Origin of the sequence: Streptomyces pseudovenezuelae (genome assembly GCF_001513955.1) — a bacterium.
GTDB lineage: Bacteria > Actinomycetota > Actinomycetes > Streptomycetales > Streptomycetaceae > Streptomyces > Streptomyces pseudovenezuelae.
This window is the reverse complement of the sequence record NZ_KQ948148.1, coordinates 850,229-876,726: the sequence shown is the minus strand read 5'-3', so window position 1 is coordinate 876,726 and position 26,498 is coordinate 850,229. Positions and strand designations below refer to the sequence as shown.

The window sequence follows — 26,498 nt, the reverse complement described above, 5'->3', positions numbered from 1 at the left end:
CGCGGAAGTACCCCTCTAGAAAAGGCCCTTGTAACCCTGCCAGCCGGTGGCGATCTTCGTACGCGCCCCGAACGACCCCTTGCCGTTGCCGTCGTTGCGGTACAGGGCCCCGCCGGTGTCCCGGGAGACCAGGTCGGCCTTGCCGTCGCCGGTGATGTCGCCGACGCCGACGACCACGTTGTAGGAACCGCCCCAGTTCGAGAAGACCTTCGCCCGGGCACCGAACGTGCCGTTGCCGGTGCCGTAGTACCGGTACAGGTTGTTCGCCGTGTCCTGCGCGAGCAGGTCACCGATGCCGTCGCCGTTCAGATCGCCGGCCCCGACGACCTTCTTGTACGTCTTCCAGTTGGCGTAGAGCTGCACCCGCGCCGACAACGTGCCCGAGCTGGTGCCCTTGTAGAGGTACACGGCCCCGGTCGAGGCGTTCCGCGCGATCAGGTCCGGGCGCCCGTCCTTGGTCACGTCGCCGGGCGCGGTCAGCACGTCGTACTGGTTCCAGCCGGACGTGCCCAGCGAGGTGTACGGCGTCGACGGCTTCAGCGCGGCACCGCAGCCCGGCTTGTAGGCGCGCAGCGCCCCGCTGCTCAGCCGCACCAGGACGTCGTCGCAGCGGTCCCCGCTCAGGTCGCCGTACGAGACGAGGCGCGCGGTGGTGGGCCAGCCGGTGCCGGTGACCTTTCCGGAGAACGTGCCCTTGCCCGTGCCCGGTTGGAAGGCCAGCGCACCTGAGGAGTCGAGGGTGAGCAGGTCACCGGTTCCGTCCGAGCCCACGTGGTCGTGGCGCACGGCCGCACCGCCCGACAGTGCCGCCCTGCCGGTCGCGGTCAGGGGAGCGCCCTGGCCGTCGGCGGGCTGAGCGGTGAGCGTCCAGGTGTACGGGCCGTTGGGAGCCCAACCACCGGTCGTCGTACGGCCGTCCCACACGGCCGTGACGGAGCTGCGGGACTCGCCTCCGCCGAGAGTGCGCACCACCGTGCCGTCCGCCGCCTTCAGCGTCAGCTTCCACGAGGCGGCGGGCTTGGACAGCTGCCAGGACGCCTTCCAGGTGTCCGCCGCCTTGAAGCCGGCCGGCGTGACGGCCTGGGTGGCGGTCAGCGGCGAGGCGGGCACGCCGCTCGGCACGACGTGGACGAGGTTCTGCTTGTCCAGATAGGCGATGCCGCCGCCGAAGCGGTCCACGGCCCAGGTGCGGCGGCGGGTCTCGCTGCCGTCGGTCGACATCGGGATGCCGAAATCCCGGGTGACGGCGGTGCCGCCGCTCTGGAACTCGGTCAACCGCAGGTTGGAGCCGGTGTAGCGCTGGTTGACGAAGTAGCCGTCGCCGAGCAGACCGCCCCGGCCGGCGGGCAGCGCGATCTTCTCGCCGGTCTTCACGTTGACCACGCCGTGCTGCTGGAACTGCTCGCAGGTCCAGTACAGCCAGGGCCCGGCGCTCTGCAGCTCGACCGGTACGCAGGGCGCGCCCGTGTCGAGGTTTCCGGTGTCCTTGCCGGTGGCGAGGTCCTTGCGGGCGACCGTGCCGGCCGTGGTGGTGGCCGCGTAGAGCGTGCCGCCCCACACGGTCGCGCCGGTCTCCGGCCGCTGGTCGACGACCGACCCGGTGTCGAGGTCGACGACGATCGTCACCCCGTCCGGCACCGGGTACCCCGGGACCGTGGGCCGGCCGCTCTGGTAGACGGCGTACCGGCCGGTGGCCTCGGTGAGCCGGCCGTCGAAGTTCCCGGTCAGCGCACGGTCCGCCCGGTCGGGTCCGCGGCGGCCGACGATCTCGACCTGCGGGTTGTTCTGGTAGTTGCGGACCTGGTAGACCGTGCGCCCGTCACCGCTGTTGAGGAGCTGGGTGCAGGCCGTCTGCCCGCAGACCGTGTAGTCGTACGACCGTCCGCTCTCCCGTCCGACATAGACCGGGTCGGACGCGGAGGTGGGCGCCTGGGCGGGGCTCAGGGTGCGGTGGTAGAAGCCGGCGCCCTGCGGGCCCTCCTTCTCCACGGTGGACAGGGTGCCCGCGCTCAGCGCGATCGCGTCGACCCCGGCCGCGACCGGGTCCAGGCGCCGCACCTTCTCCAGCGCCGGCACGCCGTCCGCGCCGACCGTGGCCTTCTGCACGTACCAGTCGGCCGACGAGGTCCCGCCGATCACCGCGACCCCGCCGCCCCCGATCTGCACGGCCTCCTTGTCGGCCTTCTCCAGCAGGGTCCGGCGCCGCTGCCCGTCGAAGGAGAGCGCCACCAGGTTCCGCTTGAGTGCCGCGTCCGTGCCGTCGGTCCGGGTGAAGGCCAGCAGCCAGCCGTCGAGCAGGCCGATCTTGGAGAGATCCAGGTCGGTGGGGACCGGGAAGGTCCGCTCGGGTGCGGCCAGGTCGGTGCGGGACCGGACATGGGCGACCCGGTCGGGGTCGATCCACAGCAGGTCGTCCCCGGCGAGCGCGACATACGGACTCCAGCCCGTGTTCGCGTCGAGGGTGCGCAGCGCGCCGGTCCTCAGGTCGATCAGACCGAGCCGGTCGTAGCGGCCGCTCTCCGCGTCGGCGGCCGAGGTGGCGAACCGTACGACGGCCTCCCGGGCGTCGCCCGCGACCAGCCGGACCTGCTTGAGGTCGGTGCCCTCGGGCCAGCCCGTGACCGGGACCTTGGCGTCGATCACCGGGTTGTCGGCGGGCAACAGATACCAGCTGTCCACCGTCTGCAGGTCGCTGTCCGTGTAGTCCTCGACCACGACGGTGGAGCCGAGCAGGCCCTGGAAGAGGTCTCCGGAACCGTAGGGCACGGTGAACCGGTGCGTGGAGCCGTCCGCCATGTTCTGGATGTCGATCGAGCCCGGGTAGTGGTGGGCCACGTAGTCCGACTCGGCGCCGAACTCGGCGAAAGCGGCGTCCTCGTTGTTGCCGTAGCCGAGCAGGGTCGTGGTCTGGCCGGTGTCGAACCGGGTCCACTGGAACTCCTGCCCGAAGCTCGGGTCGGCGTCCTCGGGCGAGTGCACGAACCCGGTCGCGCCGAAGGAGCCCAGCGAGTCCTCGCGGGGCACCGCGCGCCAGTTGGGCGTGATGTCGAGCTGTCCGGGAGTGTCCGCGACGGCCGGCGCGGCGAGGGCCGGGACGAGCCCGGCGCCCAGTGCCAGGATGCCGGCCGTGGCCGCCGTTCTGATCAGGCGCCGCATCAGAAGATCCCCTTGTAGGCCTGCCAGCTGGTGGCGATCTTCGTACGGGCCCCGAACGACCCCTTGCCGTCGCCGTTGTTGCGGTAGAGGTTGCCCGCGGTGTCCCGGGAGACCAGGTCGTTCCTCCCGTCGCCGGTGATGTCCCCGACGCCGACGACCACGTTGTAGGAGGTCCCCCAGTTGGAGAAGACCTTCACCCGCTCCTTGACCTGGCCGGCGCCGGTGCCGTCGTAGCGCCACAGCGTCCCGGCCTTGTCCTGCACCAGGACGTCACCGAAGCCGTCGCCATTGAGGTCGCCGGCTCCGACGATCTTCTTGTACGTCGCCCAGCTGCGGATCTTCACGCCCGGCTTCAGCCTGCTCGCCCCGTCGTTGGCGAAGAGGTAGACGTCACCGGTCGAGGCCTTGCGGGCCAGCAGGTCGGTGCGGCCGTCGCCGGTCAGGTCGCCGGGGGCGGTCAGGACGTTGTACGCGTTCCAGCCGGTGCCGAGGGAGGTGTGGCTGCTCGCCGGGGCGTACGAACCCTCGCCGCACTTGCCCGCGTAGCGGCGCAGCTCGCCGTTCGGCATGCGGACCAGCATCTCGGCGCAGCGGTCCTTGCCCATGTCGCCGAAGGGAACGGCGACGGTCCCGGCGGGCCAGCCGGACCCGTTCTGCTTCCAGTCGAACTTTCCTCCGCCGTTGGTGTACTGGAGGGCCAGGCTGCCCGAGGAGTTGAGGGTGACCAGCTCCCCGTAGGCGTAGCCGCCCTGGTCGTGGTGGCCCTGGCGGCCGCCGCTGAGCGCGAGCTTGCCGCTCGTCGTGTACGTGCCCCCGCCGTCGGCGGCGGTGGCGGTCAGGGTCCAGGTCTTCGGACCGTTGTACGCGTAGGCACCCGACGCGGTCTTCCCGTCCCAGGCGACGGTGACCGCCGCCCCGCTGCCCTTGAGGGTGCGGTCGGTGCGGCCCTGGGCGTCCTTGACGGTGAAGGTCCAGTCGGCCGGCTTGTTCAGCTGGAAGGTGCTGTTCCACTCCATGTTGCCGCTGTTGCGGCCGGCGGCGTCGAAGAGGTTGTCGTCCAGGTCCGACTCGATCTTCCCGAGCGACTGGGTGGGCACTCCGCTCGGCACGATCCGGATCGTGTGGTCGGCGCCGACGTAGGCGACGCCCCCGCCGAGCTTGTCCACCGACCAGGTCAGCCGCCGCTGGTCGGCGGTGTTCCCGGCCGGCAGGTCGGCGATCGCGCGCGCGATGGCGGCCGTACCGGAGTGATAGTCCGTCAGCATCAGCTTGCCGGCGCTCCGGTCGTGCTGGACGAGATAGCCGTCACCGACGAGCGCGGGGCCCGAGGGCACCTTGATGTTCTTCTTCGCCGTACGGTCGTACACGCCCGCCGCGCCCGAGGGGCCGCAGTTCCAGTAGATCCAGCGGCCGACGACCTGGAGCTCCTTGACGGTGCAGGGGGCTCCGGTGGAGACGGTCGCGACCGTCTTCTTCCCCTCCAGGTCGTACTGCGTGACGACGCCGTTGCCCGAGCCCGGGGTCCACAGCGCCGAGCCCCAGACGGAGGCGGCGGTGACGGAACGGGTCAGGCGGTCGTCCTCGGCGCGGTACCGGTTCACGGCGTCGACGTACTGCTTGCCGGTGGAGGCGGCGTTGTAGACGTAGTAGCGGCCGGTGGCGTCCACGAAACGGCCGCCGGTGACGTCCGGTTCGTCCGAGCGGTAGGCGGTCGGCTCCACCCAGATCTGGGCGCGCTCCTTGTCGTACTCGTCGACCTGGAAGTAGCCGACGCTCTGCGTGCTCAGGGACCGCAGCGGCACGCATCCGCCCGCGTCGCACGGCACCCGCTGCAGATGGGTGCCGTCGGCGTAGGTGCCGGCGAACCCGCGGGTGGCCTGCTCCAGCACGGTGGAGCCGTCGGGCGAAAGCTGCCGGCCGACGACGTACTGCTCGCCGTCGGGCCGGTGTTCGACGCTGGTCAGATAGCCGCCCGCGTAGTCGATGCCCCACACGCCGTCCGTGGCGATCGGCGTCGGGGTGGTGTCCGCGGCCGCCGGGCCCGCGGACGTCAGGGTGCCGGCGCTCAGAGCGGCCAGCGAGGCAAGAGTGAGTGCGATCCGGGCACGCCGGGTCAAGGGTCCCTCCCCAGGGAAGTCAGAAAAGGCGCGTCGGCAGGCCTTGTCTTCCCCCTCGGCCACACTCCGCCACGCAATCCAACGGATGTTAACAACTGCCCCACAGGCTCCGGTAGTCGATTACGTATGCGAAAAGGGCCCGCACGACCGAAGTCGTGCGGGCCCTTCCGGATCCCTTGGGGGGTCAGCAGGCGTCAGCCGTTGCGCTTCCAGCGCGGCTTGTCGTCGCGGCGGCCGAACGAGGAGCCGGCCGGACGGTCGTCACGACGGCCGTGCGGGCGGTCGTGACCACCGGAGCGGAAACCTCCGCCGGTGGGGCGGTCGCCCTGGCGGTCACGGTTGAAGGGACGGTCGCTGCCCCGGTGGGTGGACGGACGCTCGTCGCGGCGGTCTCGGTTGAAACCGCCCGAGGGGCGGTCGTCGCGGCGGAAGCCGCCCGAGGGACGCTCGTCACGACGGTCACGGTTGAAGCCACCGCCGGAGCGGTCGTCGCGGCGGTCGCGGTTGAAGCCACCCGAGGGGCGGTCGTCGCGGCGGAAGCCGCCCGAGGGACGCTCGTCACGACGGTCACGGTTGAAGCCACCGCCGGAGCGGTCGTCACGACGGTCGCGGTTGAAGCCACCCGAGGGGCGGTCGTCACGGCGCTCGAAGGAACGGCCACCACGGTCGTCACGGCGGAACCCGCCCCGCTCGCCGTCCCGGCGGTCGCGGTTGAAGCCGCCACGGTCGTCACGACGCTCGAAGGAACGGCCACCACGGTCGTCACGACGCTCGTAGTTGCCCCGCTCGTCGCGGCGCTGACGCGGCTGCTCGTACGCGGGGCGCTCGGCGGGCTGCTCGGCGACCACGGCCTCAGCCGCCACCGCGGCCTCGGCCACCACGGCCTGCGCCTCGGCGACCGCAGTCTCCGGGTCCTCACCGCGCTCGCGGGCGGCCCGGGCGACCAGGCGGTCGGCCTCCTCGCGCAGCTCGGTCGCGCGCCGCTGCGCCCGCTCCAGCTCCTTGGTGAGCTGGGCGACCTCGCGCTCGGCCTGCTGAGCCGCGTTGGCCGCGGACTCGGACTGGACCTCGGTCATCGAACGGGCGCCCGTGATCTCGGCGACCTCGGGCTCGAAGGCCGTACCGGAGTTGATGATGTGACGCCCGGCGTCGACGCCCGCGTCCTCCATCAGCCGGAAGATCTGGCGGCGCTGGTGCGGCAGCGACAGGGAGACGACCGTGCCGGTGCGGCCGGCGCGAGCGGTACGGCCCGCGCGGTGCAGGTAGTCCTTGTGGTCACCGGCGGGGTCGACGTTCAGGACCAGGTCGATGCCGTCGACGTGGATGCCGCGGGCGGCGACGTCGGTCGCGACGAGCGCGTTGACGTAGCCGTCCTTGAAGTCGGCCAGCGTGCGGGTACGCGCGCCCTGGGTCATGCCGCCGTGCAGCGCGTCGGCCTTCACACCGGACTCGCGCAGCTGCTCGGCGATGCGGTCCGCGCCCAGCTGGGTGCGGACGAAGATGATGGTGCGGCCCTTGCGGGAGGCGATGGCCGCGGTGACCGGCGCCTTGTCCTTGGGCTTCACGATCAGGATGTGGTGCGACATGGTCGTGACGTTGCCCTGGGCGCTGTCGACCTCGTGCGTGACCGGGTCGGTCAGGTAGCGCTTGACCAGCGTGGAGATCTCGTTCTCCATCGTGGCCGAGAACAGCATCCGCTGGCCGCCGGCCGGGACCTGGTCGAGCAGTTCGGTGACCTCGGGCAGGAAGCCCAGGTCGGACATCTGGTCGGCCTCGTCGATGACGGCGACCTCGATGTCCTGCAGGGAGCAGGCGCCGCGGTTGATGAGGTCGCGCAGCCGGCCCGGAGTGGCGACGAGGACGTCGACACCGCGCTCCAGGGCGTAGATCTGGTTGCTCATGGACGTACCGCCGCAGACGACCTTCATCTTCAGGCCGAGCTGGTCGCCGTAGGGCTGCAGTGCGTCCGCGACCTGCATCGCGAGCTCACGGGTCGGGGTGAGGATGACGGCGCGCGGCCGGTGCTTCTCGGTGCGGCCGCCGGACAGGCGGGCCAGGGTCGGCAGACCGAAGGAGAGCGTCTTGCCGGAGCCGGTGCGGCCACGGCCGAGGATGTCCTTGCCGGCCAGGGCGTCCGGGATGGTCGCGGCCTGGATCGGGAAGGGGGTGGTCACGCCGTTCTGTGCGAGCTTGCGCACGACGGCCTCGGGGAGACCGAGGTCCGCGAAGGTGACCTCGGGAGCTTCCACGACGCCTTCGGTGCCCTCGTTCTCGGGCACGACGACGTGATCAGTACTGGAAATGGACATGCGTATGCGAAACCTTCCGGAGTCTCGTCGGCACGCGCCCGTCAACTCCGTGATTCGCAATACGACCGCCTCTATGCGGTCAGCCACGGTAAGGGAGAGAACGCGCCACACGGCGCTCTTCTGCTTTGGCGCCGGGCAAATGATCAAACGATCTATAACCATACGCACCCATCGACCCCGAAGGCAAACCGATGCCCGCGTATGTATCCGAGGTCACTCGGGGCCTCTCGCCGTCACACCGGCGACCCCGCCGTGGGCGCCGGCTCCCGCTGGCTCAGCTGCGGTCCCGTCTCCGGCTGCGCGGACGAGGACGGCTCGGCGGGCGGCGGCGACGGGGTGGGTGACGCGGGCGGCTCGCTGGGCACCGGCGGCTCCGGGTCGGGCGTACGGGTGGGCGCCGGATCGGTCTGCGTGGCCGAGGGCGCAGGCCGCACCGAACCCCCCGGCTTCGCCCCCGCCGAGGCCGACGCGCCGGCTCCCGCCGAGGCGGACGCCGACGGCGAGGCGGACCCCTTGCCGTCCTTCCCCTTGCCCCGCTTGCCGTGCTTGCCGTCCGAGCCCGTCCCGCCGAGCCCCACGGAACCGCCCGCGGCGGCGGACCCCCCGTCGGGTGCCTCGCCGGCCCGCTCACCGGCGGAGTGCGACGGCTTCGCGCCGCCGCCGCCGTCGTCCCCGCCCACGCTCATGCAGCCCGCGGTGGCGGCGACGGCCATGACCGTGGCGGCCAGACGGACGGGTACGTACAAGGGGCGCACGAGCAGCCACCTCCGAGGGCGGTCGTCAAAGAGTCAACCTGCCCAACTCCCGCCGCCCACAAGAGGACACGCGCCCCGTTCGAAACGGCCTCACCCGTACCCGAGTGCGTGCAGCCGCGCGTCGTCGATCCCGAAGTGATGGGCGATCTCGTGCACGACCGTCACCTCGGTCTCCGCGACGACGTCCTCGCGCGTCTCGCACATCCGCAGCGTCGGCCCCCGGTAGATCGTGATGCGGTCCGGCAGCACCCCGGCGTACCACTCGCCCCGGTCGGTCAGCGGCGTGCCCTCGTACAGCCCGAGCAGCTCGGGGTCGTCCTTCGGCGGTTCGTCCTCGACGAACACCGCGACGTTGTCCATCAGCCGCGTCAGCTCCGGCGGAATCCGGTCCAGCGCCTCGGACACCAGTTCCTCGAACTCCTCGCGCGTCATCTCCAGCACACACCCATTCTCCGGTACGACCCGGTCGGACGAGAGGGAGGAGCGCGCCCGCATATCCGCGGGCGGACTTGGGCATACGGGACCAATGGCCCGCGTCCCCGCCGCAGTCCTGAACCTCCGGAGCATCCTGAACGCCGTACGAAAGCCCTCGCGAGCCCTCGCCTCCCAGTACGGCAGGCGCCGCTCCCACCCGTCCGTCGAGCTCGTCCATCCGCCGCACCCCTGGGCCCGCGCCCTCGGCCTGGTCGCCGTCGTCCTGATGGGCGCCTGGCTCGGACTGCTGATCGTCGGCAACGTCCGGGTCCCGGTCGGCCCCATGAACACCACGATGACCCTGCGCCCGTCCCTGTCCGGCGGCACGAAGATCAACGTCTCCCCGCTCGGCGCGCTCCAACTGGACAGCCACCAGGCCCCGGTCCGCCTCGACGTCAACGTCGACCAGCTCGACCCGGAGCGCTCCCAGGCCCTCGTCGACCACCCCGAGCGCCTGTCCGGGCTCCAGGACGAGGTCGCCACGGACGTCGAGCACGGCACCCTCGACCTCGCCCTGCGCTCCTGCGCGGCCGTGGTGCTGGGCGCCACGACACTCGGCCTCGCGGTCTACCGCCGCCCCCGCCGGGCCCTCGCGGCCGGCGGACTGGCCCTGACCCTCCTGGCGGCCTGCGGCGGCACGGCGTACGCCACCTGGAACCCGGAGTCGGTCCTGGAGCCCAGGTTCTCGGGGCTGCTCTCCTCCGCCCCCTCCCTGGTCGGCAACGCGCGCAGCATCGTCACCGAGTTCGACGTCTACCAGAAGGAGTTGGCCCGCCTGGTGACGAACGTGACGAAGCTCTACGACGTCACGTCCACGCTCCCGGCCTACCAGCCGGACCCCACCACCATCCGGGTCCTGCACGTCTCCGACATCCATCTCAACCCGGCGAGCTGGAAGATCATCGCCTCGCTGGTGGAGCAGTACAAGGTGGACGTGATCGTCGACTCCGGCGACACCATGGACCACGGCACGGCGGCGGAGAACGGCTTCCTCGACCCGATCCCCGACCTCGGCGCGCCCTACGTCTGGGTCCGCGGCAACCACGACTCCCTCACCACCCAGCGCTACCTGGAGGGCCTCAAGGGCGTCCACGTCCTCGACAACGGCAAGGCCGAGACGATCGCCGGGCTGCGCTTCGCCGGCATGGGCGACCCCCAGTTCACCCCGGACCGCTCCACGAACCCCGGCGCCGACGAGTCCCAGGAGGCGGCGGGCGACCGCCTGGCCGCCGCGCTGCGCGCGCAGCGGGCCGCGGGCACGCCGGTCGACCTCGCGATCGCCCACGAACCCTCGGCGGCCCGCCGGGTCGACGGCGAGGTCCCGATGATCCTGTCGGGCCACCTCCACCACCAGGAGATGGAGGTCATGAAGAAGGGCACCCGGCTGCGCGTCGAGGGCTCCACGGGCGGCAGCGGGCTGCGGGCCGTCGAGGGCAAGTACCCCGACCCCATCGAGGCCTCGATCCTCTACATGGACCGCGACACCCGCCACCTGCAGGCCTGGGACGAGATCAAACTCGGCGGCCTCGGACTCACCACGGCGGAGGTCAGCCGCCACCTCCCCGAGGACAACCAGCCGGGAGCGACCCCCTCCCCCACCGGTTCACGCACGGGCTCGTCCAGCGCCTCGCCCACGGGCAGCCCCTAAACCGTTTTGGCGATACCTCCCGGCATCCCATATGCTTCTCACGTCCCCGACGCGCTGAGAAGCGCCCAGGCGGGCCGATAGCCCTCATCGTCTAGCGGCCTAGGACGCCGCCCTTTCAAGGCGGTAGCACGGGTTCGAATCCCGTTGGGGGCACAAGAGACCCGTATGCCCGCGCCCGATCGGCTTGCCGATCCGGTGCGGGCTTTGCGCGTTTCCCCCGTGACTGCGCACGGACCAGGGACATCAGCAACATCGGGGGCTCCCAAGACCTATCCTGATCGAGGTCGGGAACGAGCGAGGGGGCGGTTTCTGTGAGCAGATGGTGGTTTGTCCCTGGGCCGGACGCGGTGCGGCAGGCGGCCGTCCTCCTTCGCCCGCGCACCGTATGAGCGCCCCTTTACTGCCCGCCGACGAGACGGACGACAAGGGGCACCCCTCCGGATCATCCTTCGGAGAGCGGGGTCTGGTCTTCCTCAGCCACAGCTCAAGGATCAGGACGGAACGGGAACTCGGCGAGAACGACTCGCTCAGAGATCACCAGCACCGCAAGAACTACCTGATCAACCTGCTGACAACCCTCGACACCGGTCTGCCCCGTCTCGGCTTCCAGGCGTGGCTCGACAAGAAGAACCTTGAAGAGGGCGAAGGCTTCGACACCCTCATCTACGACGCACTGGCCCGCTGCCGGGCCGCCGTCATCCTGATCGACCGGGACGCCCTCGACTCCTCGTACGTCCTCGCCGAAGCGACCATCCTCAACTTCCGTCGCACGGTGGGCGATCCCATCCACATCCTGCCCGTTCTGCTGGGCGACGTCACGGACAACGACGTGAACGCAAGCAAACTGGGACGCATCCTTCGCCTGGACTCCCTGCTGCCGCTGCGCCCCACGGCCGGGAAGACCGACGACACGAGTGTGGAACCGACAGCCGACGAGATAGCCCAGGCACTGGACAGGAGTGTCACACGCTGCGACACGGCCGACTCGCCCACGCAGCGCTGGATCGACAATGTGTCGTCGTACCTCGCGGGGGCGTCGGAAGACGCGCTGCTCAGGGCGGCGAAGGCCATCGGTGTCGATCCCGACCTCTGGCTGACCACGCGTCGAAAGCCGCGAGCGCTGGCCGCCGCATTCCTCTCCTGCGGGCCGCGACCGGTCTACCGGGCCCTACAGGAACTGGTGCCGCAGCTGGAGCCGCACCGGGTCCAGCGTGCGGTTGCGCATGTCCAGCCCCTGTGGGTCGAACTGGACGCGGCCCAGGCGGTGATGGCGGCCACCAGCCTTTCGGCGCCGGACCATGTGGTCGGGTTACCGACCCGCGCAATCCGCCTGGGCGTGACCCTGGCCGAGCGGGCCACCATGGGCGACTTCCAGTACCCGGTGCGTTCCATCCCGGAGATCACCGGGGAGGACCCGATCAACGAACTCGTGACGCGCTGCGACCACTCCCTGCGGGACGAGCTGAACCTCTCGCACCATTACACCCGTGAACAACTGACGGCCCAACTCGACGATTTGAAGGGGGCCTTCGTCGTGCTGCGCTGTGACGGGGTGGACCCGGCGACGGCTCGAGCCGTCATGGACGGACTGCGTCGGATTTATCGTGGGATCGTCATCGTCGCCCTGGCGCCTACCGGTCACCGTCTGTGGCAGGCGGGAAACGTCAAACCAGCGTACGAATCATTCACACAGGCCAAGGAAGATGCAGCCCGCAAGTACGTCAGTGACACAGCCCAGTTGGCCAATGACCTGATTGAGGTGGACAGCGATGACTGAGGAGCCCTCATCCCTCGACGGCCTTCTGCAACTGGTCCGCGACATGTCGAGTGGACGGCCCGCGAACCCGCGCAAGGGCGACCAGCGGGACGGCTCCGTCTACGCGCCGACCCCGCAGATCCGCACCGCGGTCCAAGTCGCGCTCATCACAGGCCGGCCCCTGCTCCTGTCCGGGCCTCCCGGCTGCGGCAAATCGAGCCTCGCCAGTTTCGTGGCCCGCAGTCTGGGCTTCTCCTACTTCGAGTTCGTCGTCACCGACGATTCGGACTCCCAGGACCTGCTGTGGCGCGTCGACTCCATCCGTCGGTTGAACGACGCCCAGCTCTCCAAACTCACCGACGAGGAAACGGTCTTCACCAACTACCTGGAACCGGGTCCACTGTGGTGGTCCCTCAACCCCGTTACCGCCCGGCGTCGAGGGTCGGGCAGCGAGAAGACGAGGCCGGCCAACCCACCGAGGCATCTACGCGAGTACGAAGCGACCAGAAACGGCGCCGTCCTGCTGATCGACGAAATCGACAAGGCGGACAGCTCCTTCTGCAACGGACTGCTCGTCCCTCTGGGCAGCAGGCGGTTCTACGTCCCCGAGATCAACGACATGGTCGAAAACGGGCCGGACCAGCTGGAGGAAAGCCCCCTCATCATCATCACCACGAACAACGAACGTGACCTCCCGGAAGCCTTTGTCCGACGTTGCGTGGTCCTGCCCATCCTCGGCCCCGACGCGGATCGTCTTAAGGAGATCGCCCGTCTGCACTTCCCTGTGCTCGAGACCGACGAGGCTTTGATGAGCGGCGTGGCGAAACTGGCCCCCCGCTTCGAGGCCGACAACAGTGAGCACGCACACGCCAGTACCGCTGAGTTCCTCGACCTCGTCGAAGTCCTGATCACGCTCGACGTCGAACTCGACTCCACCGAGTGGCAACTGATCGAGAAACTCGTGGTGGAGAAATCGATCATGCGCCGGAACGCCTTCTCCCAATGGTGATCCCTCTTCGTGCGACGCGGAAGGACGAGGCATGACCATCGCCGACGCGGTACGAGTCATTGCCGCCCGGGACAACATCGTCGACCTGGAATTCGCCCTGAGCCTCCTGGGTTACCAGCTGTTACCTCTCGCCGGGAGCGAGAACGAGCAGGCCGTACCGGAGGGCGATCCGGAAGACATGGACGACCTCGACGACTTCGAGGACCGGGACCGCGGTTTCGGCCGCGTCATGGTGTCGACGCCCCCCGGCGACCTGTCCGAACACACCGACGGGGACTACCCCGGCTCCCAGGGGCTGCGCTGGTTCTGGGGTCTCGGCGACCCATCGGGCGACAGACCGCCGTCACGGGTGATCCCGTACGTTCTGGAAAGCGACACGGTCCTGTCCTCGGAGCACACACGTCAAAACGGCGCCATGTCTTTGGAGCACCCCCAAACACCTGTTGAGAGCGCCGCGCTGACGGTGGAACGCATCACCGGGTACGTCCAGACATGGGACCGCGAGCGCATGCACCGGCTCTTGCTGCGACGGGTCCCCGGTCGCAGGATCGACGTGGACAGGGTGGTCCGTATGCTGGCACAGGGCCAGGTGGTACGGCACTTGCCGGTGCTGCCGCGTTCGAAAGTGGCGCTGCCCATCCAGGTCGTCCATGACATCGGCCTCTACGGCGGCCCCTTCGGACTCGATCTGCGGGCCCTGCTCGACGTCGTCCAGCTGGCCGCCGTTCCCGGACTGGAGTTGCTGGCCTTCAAACACAGCGTCGCCCAGGGCTGCGGAACAGGGCCGGTATGGCGCTGGCAGCCGTACCGTGTTCCTTCACGGGCCTCCTGTGTCCTTCTGGTCTCGGGAGGCTACGGGCCCGACCCGCTCGGCCGTGCGCTGGAGTTTCATCACCTCATGGCGGCTCTCAACCGCCGCGGGCACCACGCCCGTGCCGTCTGGTTCGGCGACCTGCCAGGCAGCGGGGCACGATTTCGCCCGGAGCACTGGGTGGTCAGAAGCTGATGAGCGAGCAGTTCGCGGAGGCGGTCAGGACCCGGATCGGATTTCCCCGAGCCGACGAGGCCGAAGTGGCCCAACTGGCCGCGCTGGTCTGCACGACGCCCTTCGTGCCGTTTCCCCTGCTGCGCGATGTGCGCCTGCACGCGATGCCGCGCAGCACCCTCGCACTGGAGGCCCGGCTCTGTGAGTCCGGGATCGTGGAGAGCTCGGCCTCCGACGGTTTTGCGTTGCACCTGCGACCGCGGACCGTCCTGCGCGAAGTGCTGCGTGCGACGGTTCCGGGAGAGTCGACGGTGCTCGTGCCCGGGCTCCGGGAGGCCATGGCCCCGGGGCTGGCTTTCTTGTCTCCGCTGCTGCGCCTCGAGGAACGGATCGTGTGGTCGTACGTGACCACCGAGGACTTCCCCACGATGGCCGACGAGGAACTCGCCCTCGTCGTGCACAGCGTCGTACGACAGCGAAGGCTGCGGATACTCGAATGGGCGTCCGGTGCCTTCATGCGGCTGCCCAGGGAGGTACTGCTCGGTCCGTCGGCGTGGTTGCTGGCCCAACTGTGCCGGTCGGTCGGACTGCCGCACCCTGAACTCCCGTGGCCGGAGGGCGCCTTCGACCGGTCCCTCTTCAGAGACGCGATGGCGCTCGTACCGCAGACCGTCGTGGGGATCGCGCGCGACGGCTCACACCTCTTCGTCGGTCCGGTCTCCACCGAGCGGCGCATCGGCATCCGGGTTCCGGCCACCGCACCGGTCTCCGTGCGGGTCGTCTCGGAAACTCAGCCGCAGGGAGAGGAGCTGATCGACGTCGATCACGCCGTGCACACGGTCGCGTGCGGACGGAACGCCGTGGAAATCATCACCCTGGACGGCCGCGTGGTGCGGCTGGCGCAATTCGACGGGGAGCGTCCGCCAGAGGAGTGGGAACGCTCGGATCTCTACGATCGGCTCGAGGAGGCACGGGAGACCCAGCGGACCATGCAGGCCCAGGTCCTGTCCGTGAGCCGCGGCGCCACCGGATACGTGGTACGCCTGGTCGACGAACCCACCATCCATGCCTTCCTCCCACAGAGCAGGGCGGAGTTCCCCAAGCTGTCGCCCGAGGGACTGGGAGCCCTGCTGAACGGGGCGATCCTCGTCAAGATCGATGTGGTCGACCGGAACAGCCAGGCCGTGATGGTCAGACGGGTACGGGCGCTGCAGAGCCGAGGCAACCTGACGGTCGGACAGCGCTACCGGGGCCAGGTCGTGGCCAAGGACGTACAGGGTGTGCTGGTGTCTTTGAACGAGGCGGCCGGAGTCGCACAGCCCGAGTACGAACCGCTCCTGGGCAAGCTGTACACCCACCGCCTTCTTCCGGTCAGCGGCTGGGATTTCAAGCTGCGCAGCGCCCGGAGCTACCCACTGGACGTGGGCGACGAGATCGATGTGGTCGTACAGAGCATCGGCGCCAACAACCGGCAGATCAAGCTCAGGATGGCCGAACCGGAGGTACTGCCCGGCGCCGCCGTCCGAGGCGACGTCCGCCTCGGAGACCGGATGGTGGGCAGCGTACGACAGAAGCTGTACAACGGAATCCGATTCGATCTGCAGGACTGGGCCGCCGCTCCGGCCCCGGGCCGGGAACCGCTGCCACCGGGGCTCACGGCTCTTGTCCTCAACACGGAACTGTCCTGGGAAGGCAGATGGTTCTTCGGCGGTGGGGACGCTCGTGAGTACCCGCTGCAACAAGGGGACCGCTCGGAGCTCGTGGTGACGGGATTCCATCCAGTGACCGGCGAGGTCCTCGCCTCCGTCAAACGACTGACCGACGATCCCGGAGACGCGGCCGTCCGGCAGCTGCGCACGGGGACCGAGGCAATCGGCGTCGTCCTTCGCCGACGCGGGGAGACGTGGCGGGTACGCCTGGAGCCGTGGAGTGTCCCCGCCGTCCTGACGGCAAACAGGGGCGTGGAGGAACGGCTCCGCAAGGGCGTCCGCGTACGTCTGAGGATCGAGTTCGTGGATGGCAAGGAACGAAAGGTCCGGGCATCGCTTCTGTCGATCCTCGAAGTGACGTCGTCCGACGAGAACACCCCGCGCCAAGGGCTGTGAGACGGCTCTCGAACGCTCATGACCGCACTGTGGAGTCGCGTTGTCCGTGATCCCGGGACGCCCGGGGTGACCCGCCCGTAAGGTGTCACGGTGATAGTTCCGCTGTATGCCCCGGTGGTCGAGATCTACGTGGTCTGGCATCCACTCGACCATCAGGGGAAGGACATCGCCGAAGCGCTGCAGGCCCGTTTCCGCGGCGATCGCTTCACCGGCATGCTGGACGGGGTCGTCGACGTCTACGAACGCTCCGCCGGGCTGCACGGCGAGAGCAGCGCGCCACGATCGATTCCGCTCCCGGGCACCGGGAGCCCGGGAGCCGAGTACGTGGTGATCGTTCCGCTGCTCGGGGCCCAGTGGATGCGGGCCGCGGAGACCAGCGGGGACCCTTGGCACGACTACGCGCTGCACATCCGACAGGCGTGGGAGACAAGGCGCTCACAGTCCAAGGTCGGGGTGTTTCCCCTGCTCATGGCGGACGCCCCGCTCGTCGGCGAGCTGGAGCGGCTCATGGGCTGTATCCAGCGCTTCGGCGAGCCGGGAGGCCCTCAACCCGAGGACATCCAGGACACCCGACTGCGGGATCTCTCCCAAGCCATCGCCCAGCTGGTGCACGGAAACGACAGCCGGCTCACTGTGTTCATCAGCCACACCAGACATGGCGAACACGCGCCGAACGGCATCATCGACCGCGTCCGACGCAGCGTCCGCGACACCCGACTGGCCGAGTGGATCGATTACCACAGCCTCATGCCCGGGTCCGACTCCCTCCGGGAACTGGTGGACAGAGCGGCCGACGGCATCATGCTCGCGGTGCGCACCGACGAATACGCGAGCCGCCACTGGTGCCAGCGGGAGGTACTCACGGCCAAGCGAGCGGGGGTACCGGTCGTCGTTCTCGACGCGCTGAGCGTCGGCGACCGCAGAGGCTCCTTCCTCCTGGACCACGTCCCGCAGCTGTGCGTGGGCAGCGTTACGGATGACACGACCGAGCGAACGATCAGACGAGCACTGAACCTGCTCGTGGACGAGTATCTGAACCGTGTCCTGTGGCGCTCGCGTCTGCGGACACTCGCCGCACACCCCGGTCTGCAGGTCGACTGGTGGGCGCCCCAGCCTCCCGAGCCGGCCACTCTGACGACTTGGATCACCGGCTGGCTGGCGGACGCCCGGCGCAGCGGACACACCATCGCCGACTCCAGGCCCCGCATCGTGCACCCGGGTCCACCGTTGGGCAAAGACGAGATGCAAGTATTGGACGAAATCGCGATCATCGGAGGCATCCGCAGTGGGCTGGACATCACCACGGTCGAACTGCTCGCGGCCCGAGGCGGGTGAGCGGCGGCGATGAGTCTCCTGCCCCCCTGCGCGCTCAAGGGACAGACGGTCGCGGTGTCGGTCTCGAACAGCCCGGACCTCGCCCGGCTCGGGCTGATGGAGTCCCATGTGAACGTGATCCTCGGGGAGATCACCCGCACGGTCCTGGCGTCCGGCGGCACCCTGGCCTACGGCGGCCACCTGCGGCCGGACGGGTACACCACTTTTCTGCTCTCCGAGCTGCGACGGTACGAGCAGGGCTCTGAGCCCTTGCTGACCGTCTACCTCTCGTGGAGCGAACACCAGCACATGACCCACGACGAGTTGGCAGAACGGCTGTCCGTGGGCAGCTGGGCCCGCGTCCTGTGTCTCGACTCGGACGGCCAGGTGATTCCGGACCCCCTCGCCGGCCGAGGCACGCAACCGTCACCGGCCCTCGCCCCGGAAGCGGCGGCCCGAGCGCTGACGGCGATGCGGAAGGCCATGGCTCAGGGCACGAACGCCCGCATTCTGCTCGGCGGCAAGCGCTCCCACTTCTCCGGGACTGTGCCGGGCCTGATGGAAGAAGCCCTGCTGTCGCTCGAGTCCTCCACCCCCCTCTTCCTGGTGGGCGGCCTGGGCGGCGTCACGGTCGATGTCCTGCGCGCCCTCCGTGTGGACACCTGCGACTGGTTGCCCCCGGATCCGGGGGCAGAACCGGAGGACCCGCGCCTCGTCCAAGGCCGACGGCTGCTCATGGCCGCGCGTGAGGACTCACGCTGGGCCGGGCTGCGCAACGGACTCTCCGCAGAGGAGAACCGCCGGCTCGCCGCCACCCACCGGCCGGCAGAGATCGCGGCCCTCCTGGTCCTGGGCCTCAGCAGAATCGCGACCGCCCAGGAGTAGGCCTAGGAGCGGGTGTCACCCCCATCGTGTCCTGGCACGTCGATCCCGCCCAGCATCAGTTCCGGGTCAACTACTCCGGCCAGTCGGGCGAACCCCATCACGTACTCGCGGGTGTGGGCCTGTACAAGAGCCAGGTGTCGCCGGCACTCGGCAGCATCTGCCCACTCTGCCTCGGGGGCGTTGGGGAAGGCTGTTTCGTACTGCCGCAGCCTTGGATGCCATTTCGACAGGAAGGGGCGCAACTCACGGTTGAGGAGGTTCACCGCCAGGTATTCGACGGTGATGCCGTTGCCGCCTGCGGAGGGTCGAGCGGTCCTGCGGATGTCGCGTGTTGTCGCGAACAGGCCATACAGCGAGGTCAGCGCCTCCCTGATAAGGCCGTCGTCGTCATTGAGCCGCTGTGTCGAGATCCGTGTCACGGACTCCACAAAGAGCTGCCATGACACCTGACGTGTGTCGTCGTTGACCACGAAGGTGAGTTCACTCAGCTGCGGCACGCTCACCCGTATCTCCGTAAGCCTCACCGTACGCCTGTAGAAGTCGGCCGCTCCGGCGAGGAGAGCACCTACCACGACCCCGCCGAATGTGAAGGTGTACTCGCGACCGGCGGCATCCAGGAGACGCAGTGCCCACGCGGCAGCGCCTCCCACTGCGGCTCCCACAACCACGCGTGAAACCCGACGCATGGCACGGTTGGTGATCACTACGGGATCCTAACCGGCCACCGGCCCCGCTCACACGGGCTTCTCCGCAGCAAGTCACGCGGGGTGTGAGGCCTGCCGGGCACAGCCGGCTCCAAGATCGCTGGTGCAGACCCAGTCCCCAGATCTGCTACGCTGATCCAGCGACATAACGCCGCCGGAAACACGGGAAAAACCATTTTGGTAGCCCCCTCTCAGGTGTGCGAAACTGTCCAAGGCAAAGCTTGGTCCTGTGGAGCAGTTTGGAGTGCTCGCCACCCTGTCAAGGTGGAGGCCGCGGGTTCAAATCCCGTCAGGACCGCTGAGGTTTCCCCGGAAGCCTCGCGGCTGGGTAGCTCAGTTGGTACGAGCGACCGCCTGAAAAGCGGTAGGTCGCCGGTTCGACCCCGGCCCCAGCCACAGCACAGACCCCGATCCCCGGATCGGGGTCTTGTTGTATGTGCCGTGCGACCGGTGGGCCCACGGCGGCCGACAAAACCGTTCGCCACTATTTTCGCCGGGATGAGATCCTGGACCGCGTATGTCTACGCACCCTGCCCCCGCCCCCGGCTCCCCCGCCTTCGGGGAACTCGCCGCCCGCCTGACCGAGCTGTCCCTGCGTGACGCGCACCGGCTCGGGCGCAGGCTCGAAGGCGCGCGCAAGATCCGCAAGCCGGAGGCGCGGGCCGCCGTGCTCGCCGAGATCGAGACCGAGGTCGGCAAGGGCGAGGAGCGCGTGGGTGCGCGCCGCGCCCGCGTGCCCGCGGTGTCGTATCCCGAACAGCTTCCGGTCAGCCAGAAGAAGGACGACATCGCGGCCGCCATCCGTGATCACCAGGTCGTGATCGTGGCGGGTGAGACCGGGTCCGGCAAGACCACCCAGATCCCGAAGATCTGCCTGGAGCTCGGCCGTGGCGTCAAGGGCATGATCGGGCACACCCAGCCCCGCCGGATCGCCGCCCGCACGGTCGCCGAGCGGGTCGCCGAGGAGCTGGACACCCCGCTCGGCGAGGCCGTCGGCTGGAAGGTCAGGTTCACCGACCAGGTGAACCAGGACGCGACCTTCGTGAAGCTGATGACGGACGGCATCCTGCTCGCCGAGATCCAGACCGACCGCGAGCTGCGCGCCTACGACACGATCATCATCGACGAGGCCCACGAGCGGTCCCTCAACATCGACTTCCTGCTCGGGTACCTGGCCCAGCTGCTGCCGAAGCGTCCCGACCTCAAGGTCGTCATCACCTCGGCGACCATCGACCCCGAGCGGTTCTCCCGGCACTTCGGCGACGCACCGATCGTCGAGGTCAGCGGCCGTACGTACCCGGTGGAGGTGCGGTACCGGCCCCTGCTGGAGGACGACTCGGACGACTCCGACCGCGACCAGATCACCGCGATCTGCGACGCGGTGGAGGAGCTCCAGGGCGAGGGCAAGGGCGACATCCTGGTCTTCCTCTCCGGCGAGCGGGAGATCCGGGACACGGCGGACGCGCTGGTGAAGAAGAACTACCGCTTCACCGAGGTCCTGCCCCTGTACGCCCGGCTCTCGCACGCCGAGCAGCACCGCGTGTTCCAGCCGCACACCGGGCGCAGGATCGTTCTGGCGACCAACGTGGCCGAGACCTCCCTCACCGTCCCGGGCATCAAGTACGTCATCGACCCCGGCTTCGCCCGGATCTCCCGCTACAGCCACCGCACCAAGGTCCAGCGGCTGCCCATCGAGCCGGTCTCGCAGGCCAGCGCCAACCAGCGCAAGGGCCGCTGCGGCCGTACCTCCGACGGCATCTGCATCCGCCTGTACAGCGAAGAGGACTTCGACGCGCGCCCGGAGTTCACGGACGCCGAGATCCTGCGGACGAACCTCGCCTCCGTCATCCTGCAGATGACCGCGGCCGGCCTCGGCGACATCGAGAAGTTCCCCTTCATCGACCCGCCGGACCACCGCAACATCCGCGACGGCGTCCAACTCCTGCAGGAACTGGGCGCGTTGGACCCGGCGCAGAAGGACGTACGCAAGCGGCTCACCGACACCGGCCGCAAGCTCGCCCAGCTGCCCGTCGACCCGCGTCTGGCGCGCATGGTCCTGGAGGCCGACAAGAACGGCTGTGTCCGCGAGGTCATGGTCATAGCCGCCGCGCTGTCCATCCAGGACCCGCGCGAGCGGCCGGCCGACAAGCAGACCCAGGCCGACCAGCAGCACGCCCGCTTCAAGGACGAGACCAGCGACTTCCTCGCCTATCTGAATCTGTGGCGCTATGTCCGCGAGCAGCAGAAGGAGCGCGGCTCGTCGTCCTTCCGCCGGATGTGCAAGCAGGAGTACCTCAACTTCCTGCGCATCCGCGAATGGCAGGACATCTACACGCAGTTGCGGACCGTCGCCAGGCAGATGGGCATCCACCTCAACGAGGACGACGCGCCCGACCAGTCCGTCCACGTCTCCCTCCTCGCCGGGCTTCTCTCCCACATCGGGATGAAGGACGTGAAGGACGGCAACAAGAACGAGTACCTGGGCGCCCGCAGCGCCAAGTTCGCGATCTTCCCGGGCTCGGCGCTCTTCAAGAAGCAGCCGCGTTTCGTGATGTCGGCGGAGCTGGTGGAGACCTCCCGCCTGTGGGCCCGGGTCAACGCGAAGATCGAGCCGGAGTGGGTCGAGCCCCTGGCCGAACACCTGCTGAAGCGGACGTACTCCGAACCGCACTGGGAGAAGGACCAGGCCGCGGTGATGGCCTTCGAGAAGGTCACGCTGTACGGCGTGCCGATCGTTGCCCAGCGGAAGGTGAACTACGGCCGGATCGACCCGGAGTCCTCCCGCGAGCTTTTCATCCGCAACGCCCTGGTCGAGGGCGACTGGCGCACCCACCACAAGTTCTTCGCCGACAACCGCCGACTCCTCAGCGAGGTGGAGGAGTTGGAGCACCGGGCCCGGCGCCGGGACATCGTGGTCGACGACGACACCCTCTTCGACTTCTACGACCGGCGGGTGCCCGAACACGTCGTGTCCGGGGCGCACTTCGACTCGTGGTGGAAGCGGAAGCGGCACGAGGAGCCGGAGTTCCTGGACTTCGAGCGGGAGATGCTCATCCGGGAGTCGGCGGAGGCGGTCACCAAGGCCGACTATCCCGACTCCTGGCGGCAGGGCCCCCTGAAGTTCCGGGTGACGTACCAGTTCGAGCCGGGCGCGGACGCGGACGGTGTGACGGTCCACATCCCGCTCCAGGTCCTGAACCAGGTCAGGGACGAGGGCTTCGACTGGCAGATCCCGGGCCTGAGGGAGGAGCTGGTGACGGAGCTGATCCGTTCCCTCCCCAAGCCGATCCGCCGCAACTACGTACCGGCACCGAACTTCGCGAAGCGCTTCCTGGACACGGCCGTCCCGTTGCAGGAGCCCTTGACGACCACCTTGGCCCGCGAGCTCAAGCGCATGGTCGGGGTTCCCTTCGACGCCGAGGACTTCGACCAGTCGCGGATCCCGGACCATCTGCGGATCACCTTCCGGATCGTCGACGAGCGGCGGCGCAACCTGGCCGAGGACAAGGACCTGGAGGCGCTGCGCCTCAAGCTGAGGCCGAAGGCACGCCAGGCCCTCTCGCAGGCGGCGGCCGCGACCGCGTCCCGCGAGGGCGGGGAGTCCCTGGAGCGGGGCGGCCTGACCGACTGGACGATCGGCACGCTCACCCGGGTCTTCGAGACCCGTCGGGCCGGCCAGCCGGTCAAGGCCTACCCGGCCCTGGTCGACGACGGCGACACGGTCTCGGTGCGCCTCTTCGACACCGAGGCCGAGCAGGCCGAGGCGATGTGGAAGGGCACGCGACGGCTGATCGTGCGCAACATCGCGGTGAACCCGGCGAAGTTCGCCTCCGAGAAGCTGACGAACCCCCAGAAGCTGGCCCTGTCGGCGAACCCGCACGGCTCGATCCAGGCACTGTTCGAGGACTGCGCCACGGCGGCCGCGGACAAGCTGATCGGGGACTTCGGGGGGCCGGCCTGGGACGAGGAGTCGTACCGGAAGCTGTTCGACAAGGTGCGCGCCGAGATCGTCGACACGACGGTCCGTACGGTCGGTCAGGTGCAGCAGGTGCTCGCCGCCTGGCAGGCGTGCGAACGGCGCCTGAAGGCCGTACGGAGCCCCGTGCTGCTGGCGAACCTGACGGACGTGCGCAAGCAGTTGGACGCGCTCGTGAAGCCGGGTTTCGTGACCGAGACGGGCCTGCGCCGCCTGCCCGACCTGATGCGCTACCTGGTCGCGGCGGACCGGCGTCTCCAGCAGATGGCGACGAACGTCCAGCGGGACACGACCCGTATGGAGAAGGTCCACGAGATGCAGGACGAGTACGCCTGGCTCCTGGAGCAACTCCCCCAGGGGCGGCCCGTGCCCCAGCAGGTCCTGGACGTCCGCTGGATGATCGAGGAGCTCAGGGTCAGCTATTTCGCCCACGCGCTCGGCACGGCGTACCCGGTCTCCGACAAGCGGATCGTGAAGGCGATCGACGCACTGGCTCCGTGACGACACCTGCACACAGGGTGAGTTCGACCAGGACCCGCCAGCTCCTGTACAGTCCTTCTCGCAGCGCAACGCACCAGTAAGCGCCGCAAAACCTGGTCCTGTGGAGCAGTTTGGAGTGCTCGCCACCCTGTCAAGGTGGAGGCCGCGGGTTCAAATCCCGTCAGGACCGCATCAAGGAGTGAGGCCCGCATCCCCGCAACGGGGTGCGGGCCTTCTTCATGTGCGGGCGCCGGTTCCGGTATCCCAGCCCGTCCGGCGTTTGAGGACGAGGCCCCTTCAGGGCCGAAGCGGGGAGCTGGGGGGCGGCAGCCCCCAGAACGGCCGCAGCAGCGCCGGGTGCGGCACAGCGGGCGTTCCACGGCCCTACGGAGCACCACGCCATCTTGACGGCGTCTCAAAGCACGGGTACCCAGAAACCAGGCCCCCGTTCCAGCGGAGCCCGGAGGTGGCGGATGGCGGCAACGGTCAGGCACGAGACGCGGGCGCTGCTCCGCGCGCATCTGTCGGCCGCGTCGTCGTATCGGCATCTGACCCACCACTGCCCGATCTGCCACCGCCTGCTGCGGCTGGCGATGGACTCGGGCCCGACGGCCGACCCGGCCCTTCAGGAGTCGGTGGAGGACGAGAGCCCTTCCCCGGCATAACGCCCTTTAGCGCACCGGGCCCGACGGCAACAAGGACTCTGGCATGTGACGGGAGTCACCGCGTGAGTTTTTGAAACCGTGGAACTTACCCCTGTCCTACAACAGGTCAATTTAATATGTGCAATTGCACTCTCGATCGCACCTGACCCGGGACAGCCTCACAGGAGATCCGACACCCCTCCCCAGACTCCGACAAGCCCGCTCACAGGCTCGCCGGCCACCCACAGTCCGCGCACAAAAAAGATCGCGCTGGACTCGGCGGAGTCCAGCGCGATCGACGACGGGGTGGAGAATGGGCCCTGTTGGGGCAGGACCCGCGTCGCTTGGAGCCAGTGTTCGGACGCTGCGGCCAGCTGGGGGGCGAGCCGGTTTGTCCGGTTATTCAGTTGTTCAGGCCTCGCTGCGCTGCTGCGGGATACCCGCGAGCAGAGCGCGGACCTCAGCCTCGCGGTAACGGCGGTGCCCGCCGAGCGTGCGGATCGACGTGAGCTTGCCGGCCTTCGCCCACCGCGTCACCGTCTTCGGGTCCACGCGGAACATCGTGGCGACCTCAGCCGGGGTCAGCAGCGGCTCGGCATCAGGGGTGCGAGCGGTCATGAGCGGCCTCCTCGGGAGAACCGATCGTTCTCGGTTCTTTCCTCTAAATTCTGCACCTTGACCCGCGTTGCCCGAAATGGCGGATGCGGGTCGAGTCGGTTATAGGACGAACGGCTTGTCCTCGGCACTACAACTACACCATCTGTCCAGCCGCGTCGGCCAAACCGATGGAATTGCCCCCCAGGTGTTCATCGGCGACGGAAGCCGATGGACCATGCCATAGCGGACAGTCACGCCTCTGTGACGATCAGTCACACAGGCGATCAGGAGTCACCAGACCCCCCAAAGCGGAACCTCCCCCGGGCCCCTTGTCCTATTTTGGCATGAGGAGGGGCAAGAGATGCAAGAGCCGGGTACGTGCGGTCCGTCACGCTTGACACTCCGTGAGGTGTACGACCCGGATCGGGACCTACGTCCCTTGTCGGTGAGACTTCAGGGGAAGTTGAACACCTTGAGCGAGGACGAAACCCCAAAACGGGCGTCAGGTCAAACGCCTGTTCGTGACATGGGGCACATTCAGTTCGCCGAGCGACGGTCCCTGACGGCCCGCCAGCGCTCCACGAGCCGCCCGTAGGCCTCGCCCGCCGTCGCACCGTCACCGTGCCGGAGCGCCTCGATGCCCTCGGCCACGTCGGCCGCCGAGTGGTCGTCCTCCAGCTCGCCCGGCGGGAGCACATGCACCAGACCGCCGTAGTCGAGCTCGACCAGCGAGCGCGGGTGGAACTCCTCCAGCCAGCGCCCCACATCGATCAGGCCGTCGATGAGCGGACCTTCGTCGACGGCGTCCTTGAGGGCCCGCAGAGCCCGCGCCACCCGCCGCCGGGCCTCCACCATGGGCGTGCGGTAGCGCAGCATCGGCGGGATCTCGCCGGAGCCCTTGTCGAAGCGCCGCTCCTCGTCGGAGACGAGCACGAACCAGTTCAGCGGCACCTGCCAGGTCGCGGTGCGGATCCAGGGCCGGGCGTCCGGGTTGCGCGCCAGCCAGCGCTCGTAGTCCTGGGCGGTCTGGCGGCGTACGACCTCGGGCAGCACCGCGTCCAGGACCGGTCCCGGCAACTCCTCGCCGAGCTCCTCCAGGGCCAGCCAGCCGCGCAGCCGGGTGCGCCACGGGCACACGCACACCACGCCGTCCACATCGAGCACGAAGGCGTCGCTGCTCTCGTGCACCGGCACCGGGACGGGCGGGGTGGGCAGCAGGTCGGCCAGGGAGCGGCGCAGCTCGTCCTGGTACGAGGGACGGTCCGGGCGGCGGGCGTAGCGCGCCCAGTGGCCGCGCTCGGGCTCGGGGAAGGCGGCCAGCGGTTCGTACACGCGCAGATAGGTCGCGTACGGGACGATCACCGAGGACACCTTGGGCACGCCTGCTCTCTCCCCCGCCGCCTGCCGGGAAAACCTGCGAAACCCGCACACAAACGCGCGGGAAAACTATGCAAATCGTCGCACGCCCGTGCTTCCCGAGAAGGTGATCCTGAGCACTGCACGCTTACGGGCCGCCACAGGCCCTAATCTCGTGCTCACAGGCCCCGCCACCCGTACGGGAACCTGTGCCCCATCGCCGCAATT

17 protein-coding genes and 4 tRNA genes are annotated in these 26,498 nt (G+C 69.1%); 13 read left to right on the top strand and 8 right to left on the bottom strand.

Going from position 1 to position 26,498, the window contains the following annotated elements; genetic code table 11:
• Positions 1-15: 15 nt before the first annotated feature.
• The 5 genes from AQI94_RS24305 to AQI94_RS24285 form a co-directional block, all read right to left on the bottom strand.
• Entirely contained in the window at positions 16-3,156 is a 3,141-nt protein-coding gene (locus tag AQI94_RS24305; RefSeq protein ID WP_031044139.1) for an FG-GAP-like repeat-containing protein, read from the bottom strand.
• Entirely contained in the window at positions 3,156-5,273 is a 2,118-nt protein-coding gene (locus tag AQI94_RS24300) for an FG-GAP-like repeat-containing protein (protein WP_031044142.1), read from the bottom strand. The genes AQI94_RS24305 and AQI94_RS24300 overlap by 1 nt, the downstream gene beginning before the upstream one ends.
• Positions 5,274-5,467: 194 nt before the next feature.
• Positions 5,468-7,582 carry a DEAD/DEAH box helicase gene (locus tag AQI94_RS24295; RefSeq protein WP_062229922.1) on the bottom strand — a complete coding sequence of 705 codons (2,115 nt, stop codon included), beginning with the start codon at positions 7,580-7,582 and terminating at the stop codon, positions 5,468-5,470.
• Between the two features lie 233 nt (positions 7,583-7,815).
• Positions 7,816-8,337, bottom strand: coding sequence for a hypothetical protein (locus AQI94_RS24290; protein ID WP_062229921.1), 522 nt, complete (start codon positions 8,335-8,337; stop codon positions 7,816-7,818).
• Between the two features lie 90 nt (positions 8,338-8,427).
• A complete protein-coding gene (locus AQI94_RS24285) occupies positions 8,428-8,778 on the bottom strand; it encodes a metallopeptidase family protein (RefSeq protein WP_020124176.1) in 351 nt (116 codons plus the stop codon).
• Between the two features lie 85 nt (positions 8,779-8,863).
• Here AQI94_RS24285 and AQI94_RS24280 point away from each other — a divergent pair, with 85 nt between their 5' ends.
• The 8 genes from AQI94_RS24280 to AQI94_RS24245 all read left to right on the top strand — a co-directional run bounded on the left by AQI94_RS24280 (position 8,864) and on the right by AQI94_RS24245 (position 18,513).
• Positions 8,864-10,459, top strand: a complete 1,596-nt coding sequence (locus AQI94_RS24280; RefSeq protein ID WP_031056940.1) for a metallophosphoesterase family protein — start codon at positions 8,864-8,866, stop codon at positions 10,457-10,459.
• 80 nt (positions 10,460-10,539) lie between these two features.
• A tRNA-Glu gene (locus AQI94_RS24275) sits at positions 10,540-10,612 on the top strand.
• Between the two features lie 166 nt (positions 10,613-10,778).
• Positions 10,779-12,236, top strand: coding sequence for a toll/interleukin-1 receptor domain-containing protein (locus AQI94_RS24270; protein ID WP_107064331.1), 1,458 nt, complete (start codon positions 10,779-10,781; stop codon positions 12,234-12,236).
• A complete protein-coding gene (locus AQI94_RS24265; protein ID WP_051832782.1) occupies positions 12,229-13,224 on the top strand; it encodes an AAA family ATPase in 996 nt (331 codons plus the stop codon). The genes AQI94_RS24270 and AQI94_RS24265 overlap by 8 nt, the downstream gene beginning before the upstream one ends.
• Before the next feature lie 31 nt (positions 13,225-13,255).
• Entirely contained in the window at positions 13,256-14,230 is a 975-nt protein-coding gene (locus AQI94_RS24260) for a hypothetical protein (RefSeq protein ID WP_031056947.1), read from the top strand.
• On the top strand, positions 14,230-16,314 hold the full coding sequence (locus AQI94_RS24255) for a hypothetical protein (RefSeq protein WP_031056950.1): 2,085 nt from the start codon (positions 14,230-14,232) through the stop codon (positions 16,312-16,314). Before AQI94_RS24260 ends, AQI94_RS24255 begins: the two co-directional genes overlap by 1 nt.
• A 90-nt stretch (positions 16,315-16,404) precedes the next feature.
• Positions 16,405-17,649, top strand: coding sequence for a TIR domain-containing protein (locus tag AQI94_RS24250; protein WP_158806407.1), 1,245 nt, complete (start codon positions 16,405-16,407; stop codon positions 17,647-17,649).
• A gap of 9 nt (positions 17,650-17,658) precedes the next feature.
• A complete protein-coding gene (locus tag AQI94_RS24245) occupies positions 17,659-18,513 on the top strand; it encodes a hypothetical protein (RefSeq protein ID WP_031056954.1) in 855 nt (284 codons plus the stop codon).
• A 2-nt stretch (positions 18,514-18,515) separates the two neighbouring features.
• Here AQI94_RS24245 and AQI94_RS24240 read toward each other — a convergent pair whose 3' ends face one another.
• A complete protein-coding gene (locus AQI94_RS24240) occupies positions 18,516-19,217 on the bottom strand; it encodes a hypothetical protein (protein ID WP_159050644.1) in 702 nt (233 codons plus the stop codon).
• A gap of 223 nt (positions 19,218-19,440) precedes the next feature.
• Between AQI94_RS24240 and AQI94_RS24235 the strand changes: the two genes are divergently transcribed.
• The 5 genes from AQI94_RS24235 (at position 19,441) to AQI94_RS24215 (ending at position 24,338) form a co-directional block, all read left to right on the top strand.
• Positions 19,441-19,515, top strand: a tRNA-Asp gene (locus tag AQI94_RS24235).
• Between the two features lie 24 nt (positions 19,516-19,539).
• Positions 19,540-19,613: transfer RNA gene (locus AQI94_RS24230), tRNA-Phe, on the top strand.
• A 121-nt stretch (positions 19,614-19,734) separates the two neighbouring features.
• Positions 19,735-23,694, top strand: coding sequence for an ATP-dependent RNA helicase HrpA (hrpA, locus tag AQI94_RS24225; protein ID WP_031056960.1), 3,960 nt, complete (start codon positions 19,735-19,737; stop codon positions 23,692-23,694).
• 94 nt (positions 23,695-23,788) lie between these two features.
• Positions 23,789-23,863, top strand: a tRNA-Asp gene (locus AQI94_RS24220).
• A gap of 283 nt (positions 23,864-24,146) precedes the next feature.
• Positions 24,147-24,338: a DUF6274 family protein gene (locus AQI94_RS24215; RefSeq protein WP_031056961.1), complete on the top strand. Its 192-nt coding sequence runs from the start codon at positions 24,147-24,149 to the stop codon at positions 24,336-24,338.
• Positions 24,339-24,728: 390 nt separating this feature from the next.
• On the opposite strand, the gene bldC is transcribed toward AQI94_RS24215, so the two are convergent.
• Both bldC and AQI94_RS24205 read right to left on the bottom strand, forming a co-directional pair.
• The gene (gene bldC / locus AQI94_RS24210; RefSeq protein ID WP_003949541.1) at positions 24,729-24,935 is read right to left on the bottom strand and encodes a developmental transcriptional regulator BldC; all 207 of its coding nucleotides are present in this window, start codon (positions 24,933-24,935) and stop codon (positions 24,729-24,731) included.
• Between the two features lie 516 nt (positions 24,936-25,451).
• Positions 25,452-26,294: a hypothetical protein gene (locus AQI94_RS24205; RefSeq protein WP_031056964.1), complete on the bottom strand. Its 843-nt coding sequence runs from the start codon at positions 26,292-26,294 to the stop codon at positions 25,452-25,454.
• Positions 26,295-26,498 lie beyond the last annotated feature (204 nt).